At 31.7% G+C, this 25660-nt stretch carries 22 protein-coding genes, 2 tRNA genes, 1 pseudogene and 1 CRISPR repeat array; of the genes and pseudogenes, 18 read left to right on the top strand and 7 right to left on the bottom strand.

Going from position 1 to position 25660, the window contains the following annotated elements; translation table 11 throughout:
- Positions 1 to 108: 108 nt before the first annotated feature.
- From JG780_RS05370 to JG780_RS05380, 3 genes and pseudogenes are all read left to right on the top strand, one after another.
- Positions 109 to 1080, top strand: a complete 972-nt coding sequence (locus JG780_RS05370) for an electron transfer flavoprotein subunit alpha/FixB family protein (protein WP_287569426.1) — start codon at positions 109 to 111, stop codon at positions 1078 to 1080.
- Positions 1081 to 1176: 96 nt separating this feature from the next.
- Positions 1177 to 2539 (top strand): annotated as a pseudogene (locus JG780_RS05375) (MATE family efflux transporter).
- A gap of 18 nt (positions 2540 to 2557) precedes the next feature.
- Positions 2558 to 3604, top strand: a complete 1047-nt coding sequence (locus tag JG780_RS05380) for a hypothetical protein (protein WP_287569427.1) — start codon at positions 2558 to 2560, stop codon at positions 3602 to 3604.
- 87 nt (positions 3605 to 3691) lie between these two features.
- Here JG780_RS05380 and JG780_RS05385 read toward each other — a convergent pair.
- Positions 3692 to 3767: transfer RNA gene (locus JG780_RS05385), tRNA-Asn, on the bottom strand.
- Between the two features lie 358 nt (positions 3768 to 4125).
- Between JG780_RS05385 and purF the strand changes: the two genes are divergently transcribed.
- Genes purF through JG780_RS05410 form a run of 5 tightly spaced genes read left to right on the top strand, consistent with a single transcriptional unit; the run spans position 4126 to position 8964 of the window.
- Complete coding sequence (gene purF, locus JG780_RS05390; RefSeq protein ID WP_287569428.1) at positions 4126 to 5421, top strand: amidophosphoribosyltransferase; 1296 nt, start codon at positions 4126 to 4128, stop codon at positions 5419 to 5421.
- Positions 5385 to 5942, top strand: a complete 558-nt coding sequence (purN, locus tag JG780_RS05395; RefSeq protein WP_287569429.1) for a phosphoribosylglycinamide formyltransferase — start codon at positions 5385 to 5387, stop codon at positions 5940 to 5942. Before purF ends, purN begins: the two co-directional genes overlap by 37 nt.
- 23 nt (positions 5943 to 5965) lie before the next feature.
- Positions 5966 to 6859: a phosphoribosylaminoimidazolecarboxamide formyltransferase gene (locus JG780_RS05400; RefSeq protein WP_287569430.1), complete on the top strand. Its 894-nt coding sequence runs from the start codon at positions 5966 to 5968 to the stop codon at positions 6857 to 6859.
- A 9-nt stretch (positions 6860 to 6868) separates the two neighbouring features.
- Positions 6869 to 8062 carry a phosphoribosylamine--glycine ligase gene (gene purD / locus JG780_RS05405; protein WP_287569431.1) on the top strand — a complete coding sequence of 398 codons (1194 nt, stop codon included), beginning with the start codon at positions 6869 to 6871 and terminating at the stop codon, positions 8060 to 8062.
- Positions 8059 to 8964 carry a phosphoribosylformylglycinamidine cyclo-ligase gene (locus JG780_RS05410; RefSeq protein ID WP_004104694.1) on the top strand — a complete coding sequence of 302 codons (906 nt, stop codon included), beginning with the start codon at positions 8059 to 8061 and terminating at the stop codon, positions 8962 to 8964. Before purD ends, JG780_RS05410 begins: the two co-directional genes overlap by 4 nt.
- A 289-nt stretch (positions 8965 to 9253) precedes the next feature.
- Positions 9254 to 11416: direct repeats of the CRISPR family, unit length 30 nt; unit sequence GTTTTCATTCCTCATAGGTAGATTCTAAAC.
- A gap of 533 nt (positions 11417 to 11949) precedes the next feature.
- Here the strand turns inward: JG780_RS05410 and JG780_RS05415 are convergent.
- The 6 genes from JG780_RS05415 to JG780_RS05440 all read right to left on the bottom strand — a co-directional run bounded on the left by JG780_RS05415 (position 11950) and on the right by JG780_RS05440 (position 16740).
- Entirely contained in the window at positions 11950 to 12108 is a 159-nt protein-coding gene (locus JG780_RS05415; protein WP_012579775.1) for a hypothetical protein, read from the bottom strand.
- Between the two features lie 431 nt (positions 12109 to 12539).
- On the bottom strand, positions 12540 to 13295 hold the full coding sequence (locus JG780_RS05420; RefSeq protein WP_004100267.1) for a hypothetical protein: 756 nt from the start codon (positions 13293 to 13295) through the stop codon (positions 12540 to 12542).
- On the bottom strand, positions 13282 to 14217 hold the full coding sequence (locus JG780_RS05425; protein ID WP_004100270.1) for an ABC transporter ATP-binding protein: 936 nt from the start codon (positions 14215 to 14217) through the stop codon (positions 13282 to 13284). Before JG780_RS05425 ends, JG780_RS05420 begins: the two co-directional genes overlap by 14 nt.
- Positions 14204 to 15496, bottom strand: a complete 1293-nt coding sequence (locus tag JG780_RS05430; RefSeq protein WP_287569432.1) for an MFS transporter — start codon at positions 15494 to 15496, stop codon at positions 14204 to 14206. Before JG780_RS05430 ends, JG780_RS05425 begins: the two co-directional genes overlap by 14 nt.
- Positions 15471 to 16373 (bottom strand): SHOCT-like domain-containing protein, encoded by a 903-nt coding sequence (locus JG780_RS05435; RefSeq protein ID WP_287569433.1) that lies wholly within the window; start codon positions 16371 to 16373, stop codon positions 15471 to 15473. The genes JG780_RS05430 and JG780_RS05435 overlap by 26 nt, the downstream gene beginning before the upstream one ends.
- A complete protein-coding gene (locus JG780_RS05440) occupies positions 16366 to 16740 on the bottom strand; it encodes a DUF2089 domain-containing protein (protein WP_012579780.1) in 375 nt (124 codons plus the stop codon). Before JG780_RS05440 ends, JG780_RS05435 begins: the two co-directional genes overlap by 8 nt.
- A 267-nt stretch (positions 16741 to 17007) precedes the next feature.
- On the opposite strand from JG780_RS05440, the gene JG780_RS05445 reads away from it, so the two are divergent.
- From JG780_RS05445 to JG780_RS05490, 10 genes are all read left to right on the top strand, one after another.
- Positions 17008 to 17083: transfer RNA gene (locus JG780_RS05445), tRNA-Thr, on the top strand.
- Between the two features lie 56 nt (positions 17084 to 17139).
- Positions 17140 to 18444, top strand: coding sequence for a GTPase ObgE (gene obgE / locus JG780_RS05450; protein WP_287569434.1), 1305 nt, complete (start codon positions 17140 to 17142; stop codon positions 18442 to 18444).
- Positions 18395 to 19021, top strand: coding sequence for a nicotinate (nicotinamide) nucleotide adenylyltransferase (nadD, locus tag JG780_RS05455; protein ID WP_012579781.1), 627 nt, complete (start codon positions 18395 to 18397; stop codon positions 19019 to 19021). The genes obgE and nadD overlap by 50 nt, the downstream gene beginning before the upstream one ends.
- A complete protein-coding gene (locus JG780_RS05460; RefSeq protein ID WP_012579782.1) occupies positions 19011 to 19901 on the top strand; it encodes a tRNA dihydrouridine synthase in 891 nt (296 codons plus the stop codon). Before nadD ends, JG780_RS05460 begins: the two co-directional genes overlap by 11 nt.
- Positions 19902 to 19974: 73 nt before the next feature.
- Complete coding sequence (locus JG780_RS05465) at positions 19975 to 20952, top strand: polysaccharide deacetylase family protein (protein WP_004100298.1); 978 nt, start codon at positions 19975 to 19977, stop codon at positions 20950 to 20952.
- Positions 20953 to 20965: 13 nt separating this feature from the next.
- Positions 20966 to 22087 carry an aspartate aminotransferase gene (aspC, locus tag JG780_RS05470; RefSeq protein ID WP_114702953.1) on the top strand — a complete coding sequence of 374 codons (1122 nt, stop codon included), beginning with the start codon at positions 20966 to 20968 and terminating at the stop codon, positions 22085 to 22087.
- A 42-nt stretch (positions 22088 to 22129) separates the two neighbouring features.
- Complete coding sequence (locus JG780_RS05475; RefSeq protein ID WP_249031065.1) at positions 22130 to 22819, top strand: 2-phosphosulfolactate phosphatase; 690 nt, start codon at positions 22130 to 22132, stop codon at positions 22817 to 22819.
- 5 nt (positions 22820 to 22824) lie between these two features.
- Positions 22825 to 23721, top strand: coding sequence for a FecR family protein (locus tag JG780_RS05480; protein ID WP_004100305.1), 897 nt, complete (start codon positions 22825 to 22827; stop codon positions 23719 to 23721).
- Entirely contained in the window at positions 23702 to 24277 is a 576-nt protein-coding gene (locus tag JG780_RS05485) for an MBL fold metallo-hydrolase (RefSeq protein WP_287569435.1), read from the top strand. The genes JG780_RS05480 and JG780_RS05485 overlap by 20 nt, the downstream gene beginning before the upstream one ends.
- 3 nt (positions 24278 to 24280) lie before the next feature.
- A partial coding sequence (locus JG780_RS05490) for a transglycosylase domain-containing protein (protein ID WP_287569436.1) occupies positions 24281 to 25660 on the top strand: 1380 nt, incomplete at its 3' end.

Genomic DNA, 25660 nt, shown 5'->3' on the forward strand with positions numbered 1-25660 from the left:
ACTCTTTTTAAAGATAAAAGGGAAAGAATAATATTTTCAAAAAATTAAGAAAAAACAAATTTCAGGAGGCTAATTAAAAATATTTCTTTGAAGAGGAGGAAAATAAAAATGAAAGAAATATGGGTTTATATAGAAACGTTTAATAAAAAGGTGAAAAAAGTAAGTCTTGAGCTTTTGACAAAAGCAAATGAACTTTCACAAAAATTGAGTGCAAAAGTTGTAGCAGTTTACATTGATAAAGACGATTTGGATGATACTATTTCAAAGTATGGAGCAGATAAAATAGTTCATTTGTACAATAAAGATTTGCAGTTTTACGACAGCCAGATATATACAAATGCATTGTATAATTTGATAAAAGATGACAGACCTCATATATTGTTAATTGGTGCAACGTCTGTCGGTAGAGATTTAGCTCCAAGACTTGCAGCAAAGTTAAATACCGGTCTTACGGCAGATTGTACACAGCTTGATTTAGATGAGGATGGCTTATTGCTTCAAACAAGACCTGCCTTCGGCGGAAATATAATGGCAACTATTATTTGTCCTGAGCATATTCCTCAGATGGCAACTGTAAGGCCAGGTATTTTTGAGGCAAAAAAATTAGAAAAAATTCCAGAAATAGAAAAAATTGAATTTGAACTTGAAAAAGATTGTACAACAAAAACTTTAGAAATTATGGAAAAAAACTCTCTTTTAAAAGATATTACCGAAAGTGATGTTATAGTTGCAGGAGGAAGAGGACTTTCAAAGAAGGAAGGATTTGATCTTTTAAGGGACCTTGCAAAAGAATTAAATGGTACAATTGCAGCTTCACGTGCAGCGGTTGAGGCAGGTTGGGCACCTCAAGAAATCCAAGTTGGTCAAACTGGAAAAACAGTAAAACCGAAGATATATATAGCTTGTGGTATTTCAGGCGCAATACAGCATATTGCAGGAATGAAAGATTCAAAATGTATAATAGCTATTAATAAAGATAAAAATGCTCCTATATTTAAAATAGCAGATTATGCAATAGTTGGAGATGTATACGAAGTTGTTCCAAAGCTGATTGAAAAATTAAGGGTTTTAAAACAATAAATTTTGAAGTAGTTAGAAAAGGGTGTATAATATAAATGAAGTTGTTTGCCTCTTCAACGTGAAGAGGCACTTTTTTTTCTTTGGAGGTGAACTTTTGTGGAAACAAAGGGTGTTAAATTACTTCAAGGTGATCCAAAAAGAGCAATAGTAAAACTTTCTATCCCTATGATATTTGCAATGTTAGTTCAAACTATGTATAACTTGGTCGATGGTATATGGGTTGCAGGACTTGGTCCAGCAGCACTTGCGGCTATAGGTGCATTTTTTCCAATATTTATGATAATAATTTCTCTTGCATCTGGGCTTGGAGTTGGTGCAAGTTCAGTTATAGCAAGAAAAATTGGAGAAAAAAATAAAAATGAAGCTGATAAAGCTGCTGTAAATTCGCTGGCAATAGCTGTTATTTTTGGACTTACCTTTATGATTGTATCTTTAGCCATTATTAAACCTGTTTTAGAAGTATTGGGAACAAGTAAAGAAGTTTTGGATGAAACTCTAAAATATGCTTATATAATTATATTTTCCATTCCGCTATTAATGTTTAATAACGTTTCAAATGGAATTTTGCGTGGAGAAGGTGACGCAAAAAAAGCAATGTATGCAATCTCGATCGGGTCGATACTTAATATCTTTTTGGATCCACTTTTTATTTATACATTTAAACTTGGAATAAAAGGTGCAGCTTATGCAACAGTCTTTTCGATACTTGTTTCAGCTATCTTAATTGTTTTTTGGTTGTTTATAAAAAAAGATACATATGTTTCTATACATATAAAAGGAATGAAGCTTGAAGCAAAGATAATAAATGATATATTAAGGGTTGGGATTCCTTCTTCAATAGCCCAGATTGCAATGTCTGTTGCAATGTTCGTATTGAACGTTTTTGCGGTTAAAGCGGGAAAAGATTTAGGAATAGCTGTCTTTACTAGTGCCTGGAGAATTATAAACTTTGGGACAGTACCGTTGATTGGGATAGCAACTGCTGTTACTTCTGTGACTGGTGCAGCGTTTGGACAAAGGGATGCTAAAAAATTAAAAACAGCTTATTTGTATGCTATTAGATTTGGAGAAATAATTTCGTTGGTCGTTATGAGCTCTATTTTAATTTTTGCAAATTACATTGCAAAGGCTTTTACGTATTCAGAAAATGGAGCACAAATTTACAGTGAACTTGTAAATGCACTTAGAATTTTATCGTTGTTTTTGCCAGGAGTGCCATTTGGAATGTTTACCTCCTCCATGTTTCAAGGAACAGGTTATGGAATAAGGAGTATGATTGTTTCAATAAATAGAACGATAATCATGCAAGTTTTATTCTCCTATTTGTATGTTTTTGCATTTAATATTGGTTTAAATGGAGTTTGGTGGGGGGATTGTAACCGGAAATGCAATTTCCGCAGCTATTACATTTACATGGGGGATTTTTACGGTTAGAAATATAAAAAGAAAGTTTTGGTAAAAGATAGGAGGAAAAATAATGGAAATTACAATAAGAATTGATGAATTAAATAACAAGTTAAAATCTAAGTTTTTTATTGTTGTGCTGTCTAATGAAGAAAATTTAAAAAAATGCGTTGAAAATGATATTGCAGGTTTTCCTGAGACAGATAATGGTGTTTGGGCTTATTTAGATATAAATGAAGGTGATTATGTTTCGTTTTATTATAACGGAAGAATTTTCAATTTGTACAAGGTAGAAAAAAAGTTTATTCCTGAGCATTACAAAAAATCAAATAATTCTATAGGAAATGAAATGTATGATCCAGTACCACTGAATAATGGAGATAAATGGAGAGCAATAAGCACCAAAAAAGGTAATCTTTATTTTCCATATAGGTTATCTTTAAAACTATTGGAAAAGACAGATTTTTTGACATCTCTTGTTTTTAAATCTGGTTTTGAAAGATTTGGTATAAATTTGATTCCAAGAGTTAGTTTAAAAAAATCTCATTTTCAATTATCTTTAAGTGATATTAATAAAATTTTTGGAATAGAGAATTTAAGTGTAAGCTTAAGCAGTTTTACATTGAAAGATTTTGCTGAAGTATTTTCGAAGAATAAGCGTATTAATAAAGAAAAATTTTCAGTTGAAAATATTGTTGACAAAGAAATATTTCTTCAAACATTAATAAAGCGTATTCTTGAAGCATCAATTTATAAATATAAAAAGGTCGTATTTGACAAAATTAGCTTTGGCAACGATAGTTTTGAATTTTTTTCGGAGCAGACTGTTTATGGCGGAGAAGCAGATATAGTAATAGCATATAATTCAGAAAATATCGCCTTTGTTGAAGTAAAAAATGGAATAATTTTAAAGAAGAATGGAGAATTTACTAGGATTGGTAGCGAAGCTTACGATCAAGTAAAATCATACAAAGATATTATAGATCCAAACAAAAAAATAAGAAAAATTATTGCTGGAAAGAAAGATTTTGGATCAAAAGATGTTTTATTAAAAATATTCGAAAAAAAGTCTGAAAATATTATGGTTTTTGAAGTTAATTCAAGTTTTGAAATTTTATGAATAATATATAATCATTTAAAAAATTAAAAAGAATGGGTAAGTAATAAAAACAAATCGGGACTTTCAAGTCCCGATTTATACAACAACTGGCTCCGGCGGAGGGACTCGAACCCCCAACCTAGTGGTTAACAGCCACCCGCTCTGCCTATTGAGCTACGCCGGAATCCATCGTTATCGAATTATATTATACCATATTTTCTGTTTTTTGTCAATAATGTCTTTTTGTGGGATATATTATTTATAACGCCAATAAAAATATATCACAAGTTGTAAAAATGTCAACTTTCAATTTCCCTTTTTAATATTTTTAAGCAACATAAATTTTAACTTTTTACTCTTTACAAAATTTTATTTTAGATTTAAAATCAAGATGTAGGAGGGAGATACATGAAAGACAAAAAACTTTTAAAAATAAAATCATTATCATTTATTTATTATATATTCCCGCAAAGGGAACTTTGATTGTGCAAAAATGAGGAGCCTAATGCTCCTCATTTTCATTTTAAATGTGGAGGGGTGTTATGTGCGGAATAGCAGGGGTTTGGAACGTTGAAAAATCTTATAACGTTTTACATGATTTATTGCTTGGATTACAACACAGAGGACAAGAAAGTGTTGGAATAGTTCTTGAAGATTTTAAAATGATAAAAAACAAGGGACTAGTTTCTCAAGTTTTGAGTGAGTCAAACTTTTTACCAGGAAATAGTGGTATAGGCCATGTTAGGTATTCTACATACGGCTCAAACACAGAGATTCAGCCGCTTATAGGTATTACATCAAAAGGAAAATTTGCAATAGCACACAATGGTAACATTCCTGATGCAGAATCTAGAATTAACTCACTTGTGGAAAAAGGTTCTGTCTTTAATTCAACTCTTGATACTGAAATTTTCCTCCATTATATTTCTCTTGCCCCTTACTCTGATCCAATACTATCAATTCAATGGGCATTTTCAAGAATTTCTTCGGCTTATTCTGTTGTTATACTTGGAAAGGACAAGTTAATAGCAGCAAGAGATAGGTTTGGATTTAGACCTCTTTTTTATGGAAAGTACAAAAACGGTTATGTTATAGCATCAGAAGACTCAGTTCTTTATTCAATAGGTGCAAATAAAATTGTTGAGGTATTGCCTGGAGAAATAGTAATTTTTTCTGATAGTGGAATTGAAAAGGTAAAGTATGCAAACACGGATGTTAAATTTTGCTCTTTTGAATATATCTATTTTTCAAGACCAGATAGTAACTTTTTGTATGGAAATGTACACAGAGCAAGATATAGAATGGGAGAAATTTTATTTGAAGAAAGCAACATGAGGGGAGATATAGTTATTCCAATTCTAGATTCAGGATTTTCGGGAGCACTGGGTTTTTCAGCAGCATCAAAGATTCCGATAGAACTTGGTCTTATGAGAAATAGGTATCTTGGAAGAAGCTTTATTATGCCTGAAAATCGTGAGGAGATAATAAAAAGAAAGCTTGTTCCAATACCAGAAGTTATAAAGGATAAAGAAGTTATAATAATTGATGATTCTATTGTTCGTGGAACAACAATGAAGCAAATAGTTAAGATGTTAAAAGAAAACGGTGCAAGGAAAGTAAAAGTTGGTATACATTCACCACCTGTTATTGGACCATGCCCTTATGGTATTGATACTTCAAGAAAAAATGAGCTTATAGCAAATCAAAAGAGCATAGATGAAATTTTAAGTGAAATTAATGCTGACGAACTCCATTATTTATCTGTTGAAGGGTTGAAAAAAGCAATTGGGGGAGATAATTTATGCCTGGGATGTCTCAATCTAAATTACCCCGTATAGTTGTGCTTGCATCAGGAAATGGTTCAAATTTTGAAGCAATTGTGAAAGCACAAAGAGAGGGAAAATTAAGAGCAGAGATTTTGATGTTAGTAGTAAACAAAGAATGTTTTGCAATTGAGAGAGCAAAAAGATTGGGGATTTCCTATAAGAAACTTTCAAAGGATTGGAAGGAAGAATTATTTTCGCTTTTAGAAGAATTAAATCCGGATTTAGTTGTTCTAGCAGGATTTATGAAAATTTTGCCTCCAAATATAGTAAATAAATGGAAGATAGTTAACATACATCCATCACTTTTGCCTGCTTTTAAGGGAAAAGATGCGATAAAGCAGGCATATGAATATGGAGTTAAAGTTACTGGAATTACAATACATTATGTAGATGAAGGTGTTGATACAGGTCCAATAATATTTCAGCATGCAATTAATATAGATGGAATGTCTTTTGAAGAGGTTGAGGAAGAAATACATAAAATAGAGCATAAATATTATCCTATCATTATTGATAAAATTTTGAATGATTAATTTCTTGAAAGGAGTGAGCGGGGGTGTATCTGGAAAAATTTAATTTGGATTTAAGGTATGGGGAAAATTCACATGAAAAAGCAGAAATTTTTGGAAAACCTGCGTTTGAGATTTTACATGAAGGCAAGCAACTTTCGTACAACAACATATTGGATGCCGAAGCTGCCTATGTAATAGCAAATAATCTAAAAAAACTAAAAGGCTATGCAAGTGTAGTAGTAAAACACCAAACACCATGCGGAGCATCTATAAAGAATGATAAGGTTGAATCAATTCTTTCTGCAATAGCAGCAGATGAAGAATCAAGTTTTGGAGGTATATTAGCTGTTAATTTTGAGTTTGATGAAAAATGTGCAATGGCAATTAAGAAAAAATATCTCGAAGTTGTCGTTGCAGAAAGTTTTACTCAAGAAGCAATTGAAGCTCTTTCAAAGAAAAAGGTTAGAATTTTAAAGATAAATGATTATGAACCAAAGGTAGGAAAACCTGCATTTGGAGCATTTTTAGTTGGCGAGAGAAAGCTTCCAGATTTAAAATTCACCCACGTTGCAGGTCCGCAATTGGATGTTGAAGAATTAAACGAATTATTATTTGCTTTTATTGTAGTTGAAGGTGTAAAGTCTAATGCGATTTTAATTTCAAAAGATATGACTACCGTAGGTATAGGAACCGGTCAGCCTTCCAGAAAAAGAGCTGCATGGATAGCAACAGAGCTAGCAGGCGAAAAAGCAAAAGATGCATATGCTGCCTCTGATGCTTTCTTTCCTTTCCCCGACGGTCTTGAAATTCTTGCAAAGGCTGGGGTAAAAGCAGTTGTTTCACCAATGGGTTCAATTAGAGATGAGGAAGTAATTAATGCTGCTGAAAAAATGGGCTTGTCATTTTACAAGGCAGAAGGAAGAGTTTTTAGACATTGAGGTGATAATATGAAAGTTTGTATAGTAGGTTCTGGTGGAAGAGAACATGCTATGGGATATGCTTTTGAAAAAGCTGGTTTTGAAGTTTTTTATACGCCAGGCAATGGATTAACTGAAAATAATATCGATTTTGAAAGCCTTAAATATTTTAATGGATTAATAATTCCTGGCTCAGAAGAATACCTTGCAAATGGAATTGCTGAAAAGTATGCTAATGTTTTTGGACCTGACAGTAGAGCTTCAAGACTTGAAAGCTCAAAAATCTATGCAAAACAATTTATGAGTATTTACAATTTAACTACTCCAAGGTTTGAAATTGCATCCAATAGGGAGGAACTTTTAGAAAAAATTGAAAAATTTTATCCGCCATATGTTTTAAAAGCAGATGGTCTTGCAAAAGGGAAAGGTGTATTGATTGTTGAAAATAAAGATGAAGCAGTTGAGCTTGGGAGTAAGCTAATAAGTGGAGAGTTGATTGCGGGAGTTTCTGGCCCAATAGTTATTGATGAATTTTTACCTGGAAGAGAGCTTTCAGCTATGGCTGTTGTTAATGGAGACAATTTTTCACTGTTTCCGTTTATACAAGATTATAAGAAGATTAATACTGGGAACACTGGTCCTAACACTGGTGGAATGGGGAGCTTTGGACCTATTGAAATTGATGGTGAATTAAAAACAAAGATCGAGGAATTGTTTGCAAAAACACTTTATGGTTTAAAAAAAGAAGGGGTTTTTTACAGGGGATTTTTATACCTTGGGTTAATGATATACGAAAAAACTCCATATATCCTGGAATATAACGTAAGGTTGGGTGATCCTGAAACTGAAGTTATTGTGGCAACAAACCCAGACAATTTTGTAGAGTGCGTTTTAAAGGCTTATAACAAAGAAAATATTCCTGAATTTAACCCCAAATACTATGCTCTTGATGTTGTACTTGCAAGCAAAGGTTATCCGGGAAAATATGAAAAGGGAAAAGAGATAAGAAATCTCTTTCCACTTCAAGGAGAAGATTTTGTAATATTTGGTGCAGGAGTAAAAAAGGAAAACGATAAATATTATACAAATGGTGGAAGAGTTTTGCATTGTGTTGCTTTTTCCGAGAATAAGGAAGAAGCAAAAAAAAGAGCATATGAAATTTCAGAAAAAATAGATTTTGATGGTAAGATATTTAGAAAAGATATTGGGGTGATCTATGCATGAAGTATACATATAAACAGGCGGGGGTAGATGTAAAAAAAGGAGATGAATTTGCAAAAATTATAAAGGAAAATGTAAATATTCCAGAGTGGATTTTAAAAGAACCTACTGGATATGCAACTGTTTTGCTTTTTACTACACCCCCAATTGCAGTTACTGCTGATGGTATAGGAACTAAGATTTTACTTCACATTGAGCATGGAACATTCAAGGAGGCAGCAAAAGATTTAATAGCTATGAATTATAATGATCTGATATGTGTTGGAGCAAAACCAATAGCATTCTTAGATTATATAGGCACACACAAGATTGGTGAAATTGAAAAGAAATTTATTGATGCACTTATTAAAGAGCTAAAAAATTGTGATATGTATTTGGTTGCAGGTGAAACAGCTGAGATGCCAGATATGTATCAAGAAAATCATTTTGATGTTGCAGGTTTTGCAATTGGCACACTTATAAAGAAATTTGAGCATTCTCATATAAAACCTGGTGATTATATTATGGCTTTAGATTCATCTGGTTTTCACTCAAATGGTTGGAGTCTTATTAGAAAGATAATTAGTGAAGAAAAGATAAACATAAAAGATTTACCTTTTGATATACTAAAAGGAACAAGAATTTATAAGGAAATTATACCTTATTTTGATAAAATAAAAGCAATGGCTCATGTTACTGGTGGAGGAATTACTAGAGCGTTGAGAAGGTTGCTTGGAAATTTAGGATATGAAATAAATATTGAAAAAAAGGAATTTGTAGATTGGATTTTAAAATACGTAGAATTTGACGAAGCTATTAATACCTTTAACATGGGATATGGTTTGTTATATGTCTCAGAAACAGATGAACTTCCTGGAAAAGTAGTTGGACGAGTAAAGGAAAGCGAAAGAGTAATAAAGTTTTAATTTATTCCATTCAAAAAAACATGGCTCTAGACGAGCCATGTTTTTTTTATATTAAATTGTAAGAATATGATTTTGTATTTTATCTTTGAAGACTTGACTCTTCATTTTTTGATTTATCCAGAATCTTCCACATATTAAATTTCGACAATTCCTATCCTTTATATTGCATTACAAATAGTGAAAAATAAACCGGTCTTTGATCTACATATTCTTGAACCTTTTAAACAATTTAAAAAATATAAATTGTTTGAAAACTATATCAAAAACAAATACTCGTTTAAAGAAATAATTATTTATTTTTCATAGGTAGATTCTAAACACCAAATCCTTCCATTGAAAGGCCGGTGATGTAAATTGTGTTTTTTTCTCATAGGTAGATTCTAAACTCTGGAGAGGCATTAAAACCGGTTTTTGTCAAAACAAGAGGACATGTTTTCATTCCTCATAGGTAGATTCTAAACGGGTATGAACCAGAAGAAGAGGGTCACAGTCCTCGCTCGCAGAATTGTTTTCATTCCTCATAGGTAGATTCTAAACTACTTCAAAGAAGAAGTAGCAAAGTATGCAACAGTGTTTTCATTCCTCATAGGTAGATTCTAAACCACTTCCTTCAGGAGCATTATATGGAGTAAGTGTTATGCTTGGTGTTTTCATTCCTCATAGGTAGATTCTAAACAAAGAATTACCACAGACAAATTTCTCTCAGAGCAATGGTATGTTTTCATTCCTCATAGGTAGATTCTAAACGTATATGTCTCAAGATACGCAGACAAATATCCAGAATTTTACGTTTTCATTCCTCATAGGTAGATTCTAAACAGAAAAGAGATCGAAAGAAGGTAAACCGCTTGTTGTTGGTTTTCATTCCTCATAGGTAGATTCTAAACATCAATTTGCCCCAAATGTAAGAGCGCCGAAAAGATTCTAGGTTTTCATTCCTCATAGGTAGATTCTAAACCCAATTTGTGGCTAAAACATTACAAAAAGGGTGTGGGAGAAGTTTTCATTCCTCATAGGTAGATTCTAAACAATAGTATTCAGCGACGGAAAAGCAGTCTTATTAACAGGTTTTCATTCCTCATAGGTAGATTCTAAACACAATTATCGCAGTCGAGAAAGAAGAACGAGAATTCCGTTTTCATTCCTCATAGGTAGATTCTAAACATTTTTGAACAAACAATAGAAGAAGAAAAATTTATTGCTTGGGTTTTCATTCCTCATAGGTAGATTCTAAACGTCATAAAATGGCAGTTAGGAGAGTTTGTGATTAATTTCGTTTTCATTCCTCATAGGTAGATTCTAAACCTGAACTTAAAAGCTATGTCGAAAAGTTGAAAGAAGAACAAAGAGTTTTCATTCCTCATAGGTAGATTCTAAACGGTAGTTTTTGAAAAAATTGTAGAAGAAAAAGCGTTTTTGCTGTTTTCATTCCTCATAGGTAGATTCTAAACTGGAGAGAATATGTTAACGCATGGATAAACCATATTGAGGTAAGTTTTCATTCCTCATAGGTAGATTCTAAACAAACTCTGATTGAAAAGCACAGTGTATGGATAAAAAAAGCAGTTTTCATTCCTCATAGGTAGATTCTAAACAATGCTCTTGAATGTTTGTTATATTCGTTGGAACATAGTGTTTTCATTCCTCATAGGTAGATTCTAAACTGAAGAAGTTGAAGTTTTGGAAAAGAAAACAATCTATGAACAGGTTTTCATTCCTCATAGGTAGATTCTAAACTTATTTAGAGTAGGCCGAAAGCCCTACTTTATTTATAACACAAAGTTTTCATTCCTCATAGGTAGATTCTAAACGAAATTATGGTGAAAAAGAATTTAGTAAAATTGGCAAAGTTCGTTTTCATTCCTCATAGGTAGATTCTAAACATTATTAAGAGGTGGGCTTTGGCCCACCACTTTTTTTAATTGCGTTTTCATTCCTCATAGGTAGATTCTAAACCAATGTATATCACGATTCCATAGTACGATGGAACAATAAGTTTTCATTCCTCATAGGTAGATTCTAAACAGAAAGTTTTAACGTACCAATAGAATACGAGGATGATTCCGGTTTTCATTCCTCATAGGTAGATTCTAAACTTGTTCATATCTTCGGCTGCAGTTTTCAAAACAGATATAATTGTTTTCATTCCTCATAGGTAGATTCTAAACGTTTGGAAAAAATTGATAAAGAGGTGCTAAAATGGAGATGTGTTTTCATTCCTCATAGGTAGATTCTAAACTTCCTGAAGATTAAATAATAACTGATTTAATAAATGTTTTCATTCCTCATAGGTAGATTCTAAACGATATAAAAGCAGTATTGATAGAGTATGGATACAGTATAGATAGTTTTCATTCCTCATAGGTAGATTCTAAACGGCTTTTGAAACAGGCTACCATTTGGAAACAATCGAAAAACTACTGTTTTCATTCCTCATAGGTAGATTCTAAACCTATAAATATTCACATAAATAAATATAACAAAGAAAAGTAACAAAACCTTTGAGCGGAAGTAAACTGTAAGTTAAATATAGAATTTATAAGCCTTCACGATCATTCATACTTAAAAACATCTCCTAAAAAATCATCTAATTTTGAATTATTAACACAAACGTTACAAATACCGTAATAATAAATTAGTAAAAAAGGAACTTTTTGACATTGATTACAATAATGTTAAGACACTCTTCTGTTTTAGACCCAGCAACTATAATTTTATTAGTTAATATTAAGTTTCTATTTAGTTAACAGATTGTTTTCAGAGGCATTTTCGATATCTAGAGTTACAGCTTGGTCAATGTAAAAATTATTTTTCAATCAATCTAATCATCTTAGGATGAACAGAGAGTGTGTCTATTAATATCGTTAACTGCTGCCCTAGTAACATATATGTAATCTGCGCCTTTAGCTTCCTTTCATTCATTCCTCTCATCTTTATCCTCTATTTTTGCATTTCTATGTACCACTCTATTTCCCATCTTTTGCTTTATATCAACCTATTTATTTCTCTTTTCATAAATTCTTTCCCTTTTCTTCCACTAGGTCTTACATATAACTTCATCTTTTCTTTCATTTTTTCAGCAAACTCCCATTGCCAGTACCCTCTATCTGCTAACAATATTGAACCTTCTATATCTTCTAACATATTTTCTGCATGTTCTATCTATTATTTCCTATCTCAAAATCTAATAACACTTTTGCTTCATATAATAGATGAAGTCTCTTTTTCTTTCATCTAATTTCTTTATCTTCAATGACTAGCAGTGTACTAAAAAGTCTCTTGAGCTTTATACTTTTTTTAATAATTTTTTCAATCTATAGTGTATTGTCTAAAAAGATATTTTCTTAGATACACTCATTTAGATTTATCAAAGACAATGTTAGAAAATTTATTGAGTAATTTTTGTTGTTAAACAATATTGAAGTGAATATTATTGGGCTACACCTCCTTGTTGGTGATGTTTAGTACAAAAACAATTTTAACAAGTGTAGCCCTTTTTTACTTTTTACATTGGCCAGGGTCTTTGATTTTTGCCAATCTTAAATCAAAAACTTGACTATATTAATAAATGGCTATTAATATTGTGAAATTTCACCTCTTTTTCTAACTACGTCTGCAAAGTAATTAAATAAGATAATTCCTACAAAAATATAAAGTAAAGAAGATGTTATCATATAAATCCAATCATTAAATCTAACAGAAGATCCTTCTATCAAATTACTTAGTATTTTCATATAACCATTTGCTGGAACAATATATTTTACTATTCCTTTGTAATCACCTAGCAAAAGACCTATAATAGCAAATTGTGCTATATTTAGTAATGCTTGAGTTCTTTTGAATCTAAGAGTTATACCCGCTAAAATAAGACCTATACCATAACCTTGAAGCATTAGCAAAATTAAAGTGATTATAAAACTCATTGGTATAATTAAAGGTATCCCGGCTATTTTAAAAACAACTATAAGTATTAAAAATTCAAAAGGAATCATTATTAAAAAATTAGAAAATTGGTAAAAAAGGTAGATTGTTGAAGGGCCAACTGGTGAAATAAATGCCTGTTCAATTAATCCTATACTCATTTCATTTATAATAGTCCACGACAAATCTGTAATGGTTCCCAAAAAAGTAAACCATACAATATAACCTATTGCAAGTGCTTGAATACTTTCTCCTAAATTTGCAGGATTTCCAAACTTTGTAACCCCCAAGACCATAAAGTAAAACAGCATTGTCATAATTGTGAAAAAAGATATTGTATTTAAATAATATCTTTTAAGTTCCGAAATTACCCTCAAAACGGTTCCTTTAAACACATTAAGATAGACCATTTTCATCACCTCTTACAATATTTACAAAAACTTCTTCAAAGTTCACCATAACACTTTCAAGGCGCTTTATTTCAATGTTTTTACTCTTAAAGTGTTCAAGGACTTCATATAATTGATCTATATTATCTATTTGAATGTTTAAAATCTTTTCTCCGTTTTCTTCGACAAGTGTTCCGAATTTTTTAAGCTCTTTATAACCATTATTGCTTAAAAAACTTATTTTAAATCTTTTTTTCTTGAAAGCATCCAAAAGTTTTTCTTTTTTATCACTAACAACGACCTTACCTTTATTTATAATCAACACATGATTTGCCACTTTTTCAACAAGTTGCATATCATGAGTAGATAAGAGTATGGTCTTTCCATCTTTTGCAAGTTTTTCAAGCATTTGTCTTACTTTTAATGAAGATTCAACATCCAAGCCGAGTGTTGGTTCATCTAAAAGAATTAGCGGAGTATCAGGCAGTAATGCTATTCCAATTGCTAACCTTTGTTGCATACCTCTTGAAAGTTTTCCAGCAAGTTCGTTCTTTTTTTCAGTTAACTCTACAAAATCCAAAATTTCAGAAATTCTACTTTTTAAGTATTTTCCTCCTAAACCTCTTATATGACCAAAGTATTTTAGGTTTTCATAAACTGTCATCTTCCAATGAATATTTCTATTTCCTTCTAAAACTGCAGAAACATATTTTAGTGCATGTGAAGGATGTTTGTGAACATCTATGCCGTTTATATAGATTTCACCTTCATCTGGAATTATAAGCCTTAATATCGACTTTATAGTTGTAGTCTTTCCCGCACCGTTTGGTCCTAGAATTGCAAAGATTTCTCCCTTTTCAGTCTCAAAACTAATTCCTTTAATTGCTTCTACTTTTTTCCCTTTTGAAACATAGGTCTTTTTAAGATTTTTAACCTGCAGCATCAAAATCCCCCCCAGCTTTTGGTTCATATACCTGTTGTGGTGCAATAACAAAGAAAACAATGGATATAGCTAGGGCTAAAAAGTTAACTACCAAAAAAAGAATATGTGCGGCCATAACATCAATTAAAAATCCATATATGACCGCACCAAGTGGTACCATAATCTGAGAAAAAATTTCAAGCGTTGAAAAAACTCTTGACCTTATTTCAGAGGGGGTCATGAGTTGCAAATTTGTTGAAATTGGGATATTTACCAAAGTATTAAATGTACCAACTATAAAGTAGATAATAGATGTAAGCCAGAAAAATTTCCATATGGAAAATTTAACAAGAACGTTTGGGAAAATCAATATTGTAAATGCAAAAATTGCTAAACTTTGAATAGATATTCCAGATATCATTAAAGTTTTGTTTTTTGCATTTTTTAAAAGGGACATTAGAAAGACGTTTCCTGCAAGCATTCCAATTGTAAAAAATGTTTGCACAAAACCATATTGTTGAGCACTCATTTTTACTATCTGCCTTAAAACATACGGCTCAACTACCTGGAATAATGGAGACATTAAAAAGTTAATTATCATTGCAAATGTAAATAGATATTTTAATCCTTCATTTTTAAAAATGAAAGTTAAGCCTTCCTTGAATTCACTAAAAAACGAAGAAACACTTAATTTAGACTTTTTAGAAAATTTTACTTTATATACAATAAACATTTCACTAATCGCCGATAGTACAAATGAAGTACCGTTGATTAAAAATACAGCAAATATTCCAAAAAGTCCATATATAATTCCACCTAAAATTGGTCCGATTATCATAGAAAAAGAATTAACACTACCAAGTACAGAATTTGCTGATCTTAGTTTATCCTCAGAAACTATATCAGGGATCATGGCTGTAGTTGCAGCTCCAAAAAAGCCATCAAAAACTGCAACAAATGCCTGAATAACAAATAAAATTAATATATTAAGACTATTAGTATATGAAAGTAATGCAAGAAAAAGTATTAAAAATCCGCGGACAAAGTCTGTGAAAACCATTATATTTTTTCTATTAAACCTATCTCCCAAGACCCCGGCAAAAGGGGCAACCGAGAGTCTTGGAAGAATACTAAGTAAAGTAAATATTCCCATTGCAGCTCCTGAACCTGTAACGTCTAAAATATACAAAGGAATTGCAATCATCTGTATTCCTGAACCTATTAAAGATACTAATCTTCCAACAATATAAAGCAAAAAATTCTTTGTAAAAAGTTTATTTGTTGAGTCTGTTCTCCTCACAGTTAAGCCACCCCGCATTCAATTTTCCATTTCCCCAGATAACTTCGCATGTAACATTTCCTGATGAAATAACTCCATTTAGTTCTATATTTTCAGCATGTACATTTCCTGAACTAATTGATCCATCCTGATAAACTGTTATATTCTCAGCCTTTACGTTTCCCGTTTTCACAGTTCCTTCAACTATTAATTCTTCTGTTTCAATATTTCCACAAGAAATGGTTCCAATAGCTCTTATCTTATCTGCTTTTAGATTTCCACAGGCTAATTTTCCTTTAACTATTACTTCTTCAGCTACAATATCATCATCGGTTTTAAATTCTTTACCTTCTTCTACAATCAATGTTTCAAATTTTTGAGTCTTTTTAGACTTTTTAAAATTTCCATTTTTAATTTCAAACCCTGACAAAAATGGTTTAAAAAATACTTTAAACAATCCCTTCAATAATAAATTGTTTACTCTTGTAAGTCCTCCCTTAACTTTTGGAGGAGTACCCTCTTCTTTACTTGCTACAATATTTAAACTTCCGTTTATAACTCCCCCGTTCCATTTTACCCTTGAGCCAACAATATTCATGTCCCCTTTTACTTCACCAGAAAATGTTAGTTTTCCCATAACAATCGAACAATCACCATTTACAATTCCTTTTATAACAGCTTCTCCATTTACGATATTAATATCACCTTCAAAAACCTCTCCCTCTTCTATTACTGTTATTTCACCTACTTTTGTCTCGACATTTTCGTCTGAACTTTCAAAATTTTCATCTTTATAATCTTCTCTTTGTTTTATTGCTTCAATAAGTGCTTCTGCCTCTTCAGTTGTAATTTCTCCATTTTTAAGAGCTTCTAAAACTTTTCTAATTTCTTCATTCATTTTTCTCTCCCCCTTTTCTCTTAATAATGTTTAAAGCATCTTCCACTGAAATCAATTTCTTCTTTAATTTTTCAAAAACATCATCTTGATCATCAACTTCAGAATCTCCTATTGGTTTAAGTCCCATTTTATCGAGTAGCTTTTCAAGTCTTCCACGAAGGGTAAAATATCCAATCCCTGTTACACGTTCCATTTCTTTTAAGTTTCCTCTACTTCTCAAGAACAAAATTATAAAATTCATATCCTCTTCTTCCAAAAATGCAAGTGGCGAAACTGTGAACATTCCAGAAACTGTAACATTATCATGCACACATTTTAGTTGAGTTACCTTCATTGGTTTTCCGCAAACCGGACATTTTGGTAGCATTCACTCTCACCTCCAAAAATTTTGAACAACGATTCAAAATTTTAAAATAATTAAATCGGCAATTTTTGCTTTTTAATACAAATGATATGTCCTATTGTTCTATTTCCTCTTTTCAAAATTTATTATACTCTTTTCAAAATTTTTTGTCAAATTGCAAAAAATTTGATTATTATATGAAATATTTAAAAAATATATGTATTTTAATGCAAATTGCAGTTTATTGACAATAAATGTATTTTTGATAAAATTGCTATGAGGAGTAATAGCGCCAACGTAGCTCAACCGGTAGAGCGGCGCATTCGTAATGCGTAGGTTGCGGGTTCGAGTCCCGCCGTTGGCTCCATTCCCCCGTTGAAGGGGGAATTTTTGTTTTGGTAAAATAATTGTGAGGTGATATAAATGCAAAAGGCAGATTTTATTGACAGAATAGTTATATATGTAAAAGGTGGAAAAGGCGGAGATGGTTCTGCAAGTTTTAGACACGAAAAGTACGTACCAAAAGGTGGTCCTGATGGTGGAGACGGTGGAAATGGTGGCTACGTATTTTTAAAGGCTAATCCAAATCTTTCAACTCTTTTAAGTGTATCAGAAAAGAAAAAATACATTGCTGAGAATGGTGAAAATGGAAAAGGAAAGAAAATGCATGGAAGAAATGGAAAAGACGTTGTAATAGATGTTCCAGTTGGCACTGTTGTGAAAGACTTTGAAACAGGGGAAATAATAGCAGACCTTGACAAGCCTGGAATGGTTGTCTGTGTAGCTCGTGGAGGAAAAGGAGGTCGTGGAAACGTCCATTTTAAATCTTCTACGATGAGAGCACCAAAAATATCAGAAAGAGGTTTTGAAGGAGAAGAGAGAAAGTTAGTTCTTGAACTAAAACTTCTTGCAGATGTAGGACTTGTTGGCTATCCAAATGTTGGGAAAAGTTCATTTATATCAAAAATAAGCAACGCAAGGCCAAAAATTGCAAATTATCCGTTTACAACCACGATACCTAATCTTGGTGTTGTAACGGTAAATGAACTACAGTTTGTAGTTGCAGATATTCCAGGACTTATAAAAGGTGCAAGTAAAGGAGCAGGGCTCGGAAATGTGTTTTTAAGACATGTTGAAAGATGTAGTGTAATAGCGCATATCGTAGATATTTCGGGAATGGAAGGAAGAGATCCTGTCCAAGATTACTTTGACATTAGAAATGAACTTGAACATTTTAGCAGTGAACTTGCTCAAAAAGAAGAAATTATAATAGCCAACAAAATAGACCTCATATCCAAAGAGGAATTAGAAAAAAGACTTGAAAAATTAAGAAAAGAGACTGGAAAACAAATTTTTCCTACAAGTATAATAACAGGAGAAGGAATAGAAAAAATTGTTTACAAACTTGCGGAAATAGTTAAGGAAAGTAAAAAATTCCATACTCAATCGGAAGTTGTAAACGAGCAAATTAAGCGTCCAAAGCCTCTCTGGAAAGAACTACCTGATAGGTTCAATATTGAGATTATAAAAGAAGGCAATGAATTTATTGTTACCGGCACTTATGTCGAAGAATGGGCTAAGAGGTTGAATTTAAATCAAAAAGATGGTTATAGAAAATTTATGGAACTTCTAGAGAAAAATGGTCTTGAAAAGAAATTAAAAGAGGCAGGGATAAAAGATGGCGATACAGTTTGGGTTGCCCAAAGAGCTTTTGAATACAAAGAATAGTCTTGTAATATTTGGAGGATCATTTAATCCTCCTCACAATGGGCATATAATAATTGCACAATTAGTAAGAGAAATGTTTAAATATGCAGATATGCATATTGTAACAAGTTCAACACCTCCTCACAAGCATGTTGATGTTGATTTTAAAACAAGATTTTATTTAACAAAGAAAGCATTTGAAAAGGTAAAAGGTGTTGAAATAAGTGATATTGAAAATAAGCTTGGTGGTATAAGTTATGCAATTAACACTATAGAATATTACGAAAAATATTACGAAAGCATCTTCTTTTTGGTCGGAGAAGATGCTCTTTTTTCTATTGAAAAATGGTATAGATATGAAGATATTTTAAAAAAAGTAAAGATGCTTGTATATCCAAGATACAAAGACAAAACTTTATATGAAAGGGCAAATAATGTGCTAAAAGAACTTTCAAATTCTATATATATACTAGATCTTCCCCTTATTCAAATTTCATCAACGATTGTAAGGGAAAGGGTTAAAAATAAACAAAGTATATATGGTTTTGTCCCAGAAAGCATTATTGAATTAGTTGAGGAGGTATACGGTGATAGGTAAAATTGGTCTTGCTCCAATGGCCGGAGTAACTAACTGGAGCTTTAGAAAGCTCTGCTTTGGATTTGGGGCAGAGTTTGCATACACAGAGATGATAAGTGCTGAAAGTGTAATTAGAAATTTAAAAATAAACGAGTATTATTTTCCAAAACCTGAGGAGAAAGACAAAGTAGCAATCCAAATCTTTGGATCTGACCCATTTGTTATGGCGAAAGCTGCTTCAATGCTTGAAAATATGGGGGCGTGGATAGATATAAATGCAGGGTGCCCTGTAAAAAAAGTTGTAAAAAAAGGTGCTGGTAGCGCCCTATTAAAAGATCTAAATAGGTTAAAAAATATAATTATGCAAGTAAAGTCAGCTGTAAGTTGTAAAGTTTCAGTTAAGGTAAGGATAGGATTTGAAAAAGATGAATTTGAAAAAATATATGACACAGTTGTTGATGCTGGAGCCGATATGATCGCAGTGCACGGTCGAACCGCAAAACAAATGTACTCTGGAAAGGCTACGTGGAATATAAAAAACAAAGGTTATATTCCACTTTATATTAACGGAGATATACATTCACTTTCTGATGCAAAACGTGCTATGGAAATTTCAAAAGCTGATGGAGTATTGATAGCAAGAGCAAGTATTGGAAAACCATGGGTATTTAATGATAAACCCCCTTCATTGTCTGAAATTAAAAAGATCATTTTGTATCATATAGATCTTCTTTACAGTGAAATAGGAGAACGTGCTGCCCAAGAATTTAGAAAATTTGTAGCAGGTTATACAAAAAATTTACCAAATTCAAGACAATTTAGAGCAAAAGTCATGAAAATAAATGACGTGGAGACTTTAAAGAAAGCTTTCGAAGAATATCTTACATCTATTTCATTTTAGCGTTTCATTCTTAAAGATTTTAAATTGGAAGTGCGTTGAAAATCATAATAAAATATTAGTGAGGTGAAAATATATGAAAAAAATAGTCATTTTTCTGTTATTATTTTCATTTATTTCTTTTTCAAACATTGTTATATTTATATACCATCGCTTTGATGATGAAAGATACCCTACAACAAATACATGGACAAGTGAACTTGAAATGCATATAAATCTTGTCAAAAAGCTTGGGTATAAAATTTGGACGCTTAAAGATTTAGAAGACTATGTATATGGAAACAAAGAAGAAGAAAATGCGGTTATATTCACTGTAGACGATGGATATGTTACAACATATACAAAGGCATTTCCTGTTTTTAAAAAATATAATGTACCATTTTCTGTGTTTTTGTATTTTGGAGGAGTAGGTGTTTCAAAAGAATATTTAACATGGGATATGATAAGAGAGATGGCGGAGTGGGGTGTTGAATTTGGTCATCATTCAACAACCCACGAAAAATTTCCGTTACTGCTTAAAAAGATGGATCTAGAAAGTTTTAAAAAATACTTTGAGGATGATTTAGTAAAGGGTCAAAAAATTTGGCAAGAAAAAATGAATACATCTCTAAAGTATTATGCATACCCGTATGGATACTATAACGAAGAAATGATTGAAATATTAAAAAAATATGGTTTTAGACTTGCGTTTATACAGCTTTCTGGTCCATACAACAAACAAATTTCACCTTTTGAAATACCAAGAGAAGCGCTCCTTGAAGATTGGGCAACAGAGTCACATGTTCGATATGTTTTAAGTAGGCAGCCATTGATTTTGAAAGAAAAGCCATATTTTTGGAAAGATGGAAAGCTTTATGTAAAAGCTAAATTGGATCCTTTTTATTCAAATCCAGTTGTGTATATTAGAGAAAAAGGAATTGTTGAAAGTACTTTTAAAGATGGATATCTTCAGGCAGGTCCATTTGAAATAAACAATGATATAAACAGCTTGATGATAAGTGCAAGAGGAAAAGATAGAAAAGAATATGTAAGATACTATTTAATCATAAAGTAGGGAGGTCTTTCAAGTGAATATTATAGATGAAATATCGTCATCTAAAACACTGGAAATAAATGCTCTTGCATCAAAATTAAAAAGTGAAGGAAAGGATGTTATCAACCTAACAGCTGGTGAGCCAGATTTTCCAACCCCTGATGTTATAAAGCAAAAAGCACATGAGGCATTAGATATTAATTTTACAAGGTACACCGACAGTAAAGGAATTGTCCAACTTCGTGAAACTATCTCAAAAATTATGCAACAAAAAGGATTTAATTTTTCAAAAGACGAGATAATTGTAACAAATGGAGGAAAACAGGCACTTTTTAATGCAGTTTTATCTACTGTTGATAAAGATGAAGAAGTTATATTGATTTCTCCTTACTGGGTAAGTTATCCTCCAATGATAATGCTAGCTGGAGCAAGTATAAAAGTTTTAAATACAACTTTTGAAGAAGGTTTTGTTCCAAACATAGAAGAATTAAAAGCATTGATTTCGGATAAAACTAAGGCGATAATCATAAACTCTCCGAATAATCCAACCGGGGTTATCTATCCAGAAGAGGTATTAAGAAAGATTGCTGAAATTGCAAATAAAAATAAAATTTTTGTTTTAGCAGATGATGTTTACGATTCTCTTGTATACGATGGAAAATATACATCAATTGCAAATTTTGTTGACCCAGAATATCTTATATATATCAATGCATTTTCAAAATCTCATGCCATGACAGGTTGGAGAGTTGGATATATTGCTACAAAAAACAAAAAAATATACAAAAGAATAGCAAAAATTCAAGCTCATACAACTTCATCTGTAAATTCAATTGCACAATATGCAGCATCTTTTGCACTAGAAGCTGATACTTCATATATGTTTGAAGAATTCAAAAAAAGAAGAGATTTTACAATTGAAATGGCACAAAAAATTGGTCTTGAATTTGTAAAACCAAACGGTGCGTTTTACCTTTTCTTTAAATCTCCAATGGAAAATGATGAAGAGTTTTGTAAAAAGTTGCTTGAAGAAAAACTAGTTGCACTTGTTCCTGGAAGCGCATTTATGGCCCCAGGTTTTGTCCGAATGTCCTTTGCAAACTCTCTAGAAGCCATAAACGAAGCATTTAATAGAATAAAAGAGTTTTTAGAATAAGGGCCATTGGCCCTTTATTTTTTGTGGTAGAATATCATTGAGGTGATTAATTTGTTAGATGTAAGATTGGTCCCGACAAAAATTAAAGATTATCAAGCTATAGTTGTAATAGATGTCTTGCGGGCTACCACAACAATGATTACTGCTATTTCAAATGGAGCACAATTTTTAGTTCCAGTGGAAACAGTTGAACAAGCAAGAATTTATAGAAATGATGGTTTTTTACTATGTGGAGAAAGAGGTGGGGTAAAGCCAGAGGATTTTGACCTTGGAAATTCGCCTCTTGAATACACAAAAGATGTAGTTAAAGATAAAAAATTGGTTATAACCACCACAAACGGTACAAAAGCATTAGCAAAAGCAAGGGAGCATTCAAAAAATATAATTCTTGGTGCCTTTGTAAATTTTTCAAAAACTCTTGAATACATTAAAAAATTTGATGATATACTATTTGTATGTTCGGGAAATGACGGTGAAGAGTCCTTTGAAGATACTCAGGTAGCAGGTGCATTTATTGAAAAATTAGTGTTATTTAAAGAATATGAACTATCAGATAGTGCTTTAATATCTCTAAATTTTTGGAAATCAATTAAAATGCCAAATTTTACAGGAAAGCATTCTCGTGTACTAAAAGCGTATGGCTTTAAAGATGACATTATCTTTTCACAACAACTAGACATTTTCAACACAGTTGTGATTTACGATGGTGATAAGGTAATTAAGGGAGAGTAGGGAATATGAAAAAAATTATATTCTTGATATCCTTAATACCTTTAATTTTGTTTTCAAATTCCTTTACATTGTTTACTGGTGACTCTACTACTATAAAAATTTTAAGCAAGGGAAATTTTAAAGTTTCGGTAATAGATGTACTAGGAGGTGTTTTACCAGAGGATATTTTAATTGATGAGCTTTCTTTTAAAGATATTGCGACTATTACGTATATAGCGCCAATTGTTCCAATGGATACTTATTTAAAATTAAAGGTGGATGGTAAAATTATTGACTATAACTTTATAGTAGTAGAGCCTTCTTTTCCTCAAGATGCTACATTTGTAACGCTGGAAGAATTTAGTGGAAATGTAGCAATTTCCAAAGACGGTCAAAACTGGAGTCCTGTCTCAAAAAAAGAAAAATTATATGAAGGTATCATCTTAAAGACTCTTGATAACTCGTATGCAGTAATTTCTGGAAATTGGGGTAAGTTATATGTAAAACCAAATAGCACAGTGAAAATTTTGAGAAGTAGAAGCAACAATAAGGATTTTGACTTTATAGTGGAAGTAGAAAAAGGCGAAGTAGTTGCAGATGTTTTAAAGTTTATAATGTCAAAATCAAGGTTTCAGATAAAGAAAGATTCTGTAACGGCAGGTGTTCGTGGAACAAGATTTGGTGTAAAAGATAATACTTGGTTTGTCTTTGAAGGAACAGTTTATCTTTTCAATGGAAATAGACTAATAAGTCTTGGTGCAAAAAAACTTGTAAAGGTAATTGAAAATACGTTTGAAAATCCACAAGATTTTGAAGAAGAATTTGAAACATACATAGATACTTTTGACAAGCTATTTGAAGATTTAGAAAAGGAAATTGACAAACAAATGGAGGAGTGGGACATTGAACTACCAGGTATTTAAAACCTCTGGAGCTCTTGCAACTAATACATATGTCTTTGAAGATGATGGCAAGATCTACATTGTAGATCCTGGATTTGGTATTGGCAAATTTGTATCTGATAAAGAAGTATATGTTCTTTTAACCCATGGACATTTTGACCATATTATGGGACTTTCTGAATTAAATGTTAAAAAAATCTTTATTTCTAAGGAAGATAAAGAAATGTTAACTAATCCATCTTTAAATTTTTCACAGTTGTTTGGTAAGAGTTTTTCTTTTAATGGTGATGTTGAAGATATAGACGAAAATTTTGAAACTATTAAAGCGCCAGGGCATACAATGGGATCGAGGATAATTTTAATTGATGATCTAATTTTTACAGGAGATACGGTTTTTTGTAGTACAATAGGTAGAGTGGATCTTTCAGGCTCAAGAGAAAAAATGATAGAAACGTTGAAAACTTTGAACGAAAGATTTTCTAAGATGGATGAAAACTGTAAAATTCTACCTGGTCATAATGAGCAATGTACCATTAAAACTCTTTTTAAAATAAATCCATACTTTAAAACGAGGTAGTAAATGAGATACGTTATAGCTTTCTTAATAGGTTTTTCACTAGTTTTTTTTTCACTGCTTTTTTTATACACAAATATCACTAAGAATCTTCCTGAGCCAGAAACTAAAATTCCATCCAGCCTTATTATAGAATACGCAGATGGAACACCTTTTTATTTTCCAAGAGCCTACTGGTACAATCTAGATGAATATCCAGAAAAACTCATTACTGCGCTCATAATTTCTGAAGATGAAGACTTTTTCAATCATCCAGGTATAGACATCTTTGGAATGCTAAGGGGGATCTTTTATACCGTTGTAAAAAAAGATGTCCAAGGTGGAAGTACATTAACTCAACAGCTTGCAAGAAGTTTATATTTAACACAAGCAAGAACAATTGAAAGAAAAATAAAGGAAATATTTATAGCAATTTATTTAGAAAAGATAAGAACAAAAGAAGAATTACTTGAATTATATCTCAACAGTGCTTATATGGGAAATGGAATATATGGGTTTGGTACAGCCGCAAAGTATTATTTTAATAAGGATCCAAAAGATCTTAATCTTGCAGAAATTGCCCTGTTAGTCAATACTGTAAAATCTCCTGAAAATTTCAATCCTCAAGATTTAAAGGGAAGATACAATAGAGCAGAAATAGTCCTAAAAAGGTTATTGAATGAAGGAGTAATTTCAACGAGTGATTATGAAAAATATGCTAAAATGCTTCCAAATGTACGCTCATACAACGTAATCGAATCAAAGTACAGTGAAGAAGTCTTTTGGAGAGTTATTAGCGAACTAAAAGAAATAGGTTTTTCACTTGATACGCTTAGAAAGGGCTTTACTGTTAAAACCACACTCGACAAAGACTATCAAGCTTTACTTGAAAAAAACTTAGGTAAGAACAATGCTGGAATAATTTTAAATTATAGAACTGGCGAAATATTGGGATATTATGGTAAAGGTGTTGATAATGGAAGAAGACAAATAGGTTCTTTAATTAAGCCATTTTATTATTACAAAGCTTTACTAGAAGGTTTTAATCCAGACTCTAAACTTTTTGATTTACCTATTAAAATAGGAGATTGGACTCCAAAAAATTTTGAAAAAAATTACTACGGCCAAACTACTCTTAAGCAAGCACTTATTCATTCAAGAAACATACCATCAGTTAATCTGTATTTAATGCTTGGTGATATTGTTGTGCGTGATTTTTTGAAAAACAAGCTAAAAATAGATGGTTATTATCCAGAGGATTTAACACTTGCACTTGGAACAATTGAAACATCGCATGAGGAAATTGCAAAGGGCTTTTCTGGAATATTTAACAGTGGGGTTGTTGTAAAGCCTCACATTGTAGATGAAGTTATTAATTACAATGGTATTGTACAGTACAAGGCAAGA

The organism is Thermosipho sp. (in: thermotogales) (assembly GCF_020054775.1).
Classification (GTDB): domain Bacteria; phylum Thermotogota; class Thermotogae; order Thermotogales; family Fervidobacteriaceae; genus Thermosipho; species Thermosipho africanus.

Coding starts and splice junctions, on each gene's coding strand:
- JG780_RS05380 (WP_287569427.1), top strand. CDS start 2,558: ATGGAAATTACAATAAGAATTGATGAATTAAATAACAAGTTAAAATCT.
- nadD (WP_012579781.1), top strand. CDS start 18,395: ATGGCGATACAGTTTGGGTTGCCCAAAGAGCTTTTGAATACAAAGAAT.
- purD (WP_287569431.1), top strand. CDS start 6,869: ATGAAAGTTTGTATAGTAGGTTCTGGTGGAAGAGAACATGCTATGGGA.
- JG780_RS05410 (WP_004104694.1), top strand. CDS start 8,059: ATGAAGTATACATATAAACAGGCGGGGGTAGATGTAAAAAAAGGAGAT.
- purF (WP_287569428.1), top strand. CDS start 4,126: ATGTGCGGAATAGCAGGGGTTTGGAACGTTGAAAAATCTTATAACGTT.
- purN (WP_287569429.1), top strand. CDS start 5,385: ATGCCTGGGATGTCTCAATCTAAATTACCCCGTATAGTTGTGCTTGCA.
- JG780_RS05440 (WP_012579780.1), bottom strand. CDS start 16,740: ATGCTACCAAAATGTCCGGTTTGCGGAAAACCAATGAAGGTAACTCAA.
- JG780_RS05435 (WP_287569433.1), bottom strand. CDS start 16,373: ATGAATGAAGAAATTAGAAAAGTTTTAGAAGCTCTTAAAAATGGAGAA.
- JG780_RS05425 (WP_004100270.1), bottom strand. CDS start 14,217: ATGCTGCAGGTTAAAAATCTTAAAAAGACCTATGTTTCAAAAGGGAAA.
- JG780_RS05480 (WP_004100305.1), top strand. CDS start 22,825: ATGAAAAAAATTATATTCTTGATATCCTTAATACCTTTAATTTTGTTT.
- JG780_RS05370 (WP_287569426.1), top strand. CDS start 109: ATGAAAGAAATATGGGTTTATATAGAAACGTTTAATAAAAAGGTGAAA.
- JG780_RS05420 (WP_004100267.1), bottom strand. CDS start 13,295: ATGGTCTATCTTAATGTGTTTAAAGGAACCGTTTTGAGGGTAATTTCG.
- JG780_RS05415 (WP_012579775.1), bottom strand. CDS start 12,108: ATGTTAGAAGATATAGAAGGTTCAATATTGTTAGCAGATAGAGGGTAC.
- JG780_RS05465 (WP_004100298.1), top strand. CDS start 19,975: ATGAAAAAAATAGTCATTTTTCTGTTATTATTTTCATTTATTTCTTTT.
- obgE (WP_287569434.1), top strand. CDS start 17,140: ATGCAAAAGGCAGATTTTATTGACAGAATAGTTATATATGTAAAAGGT.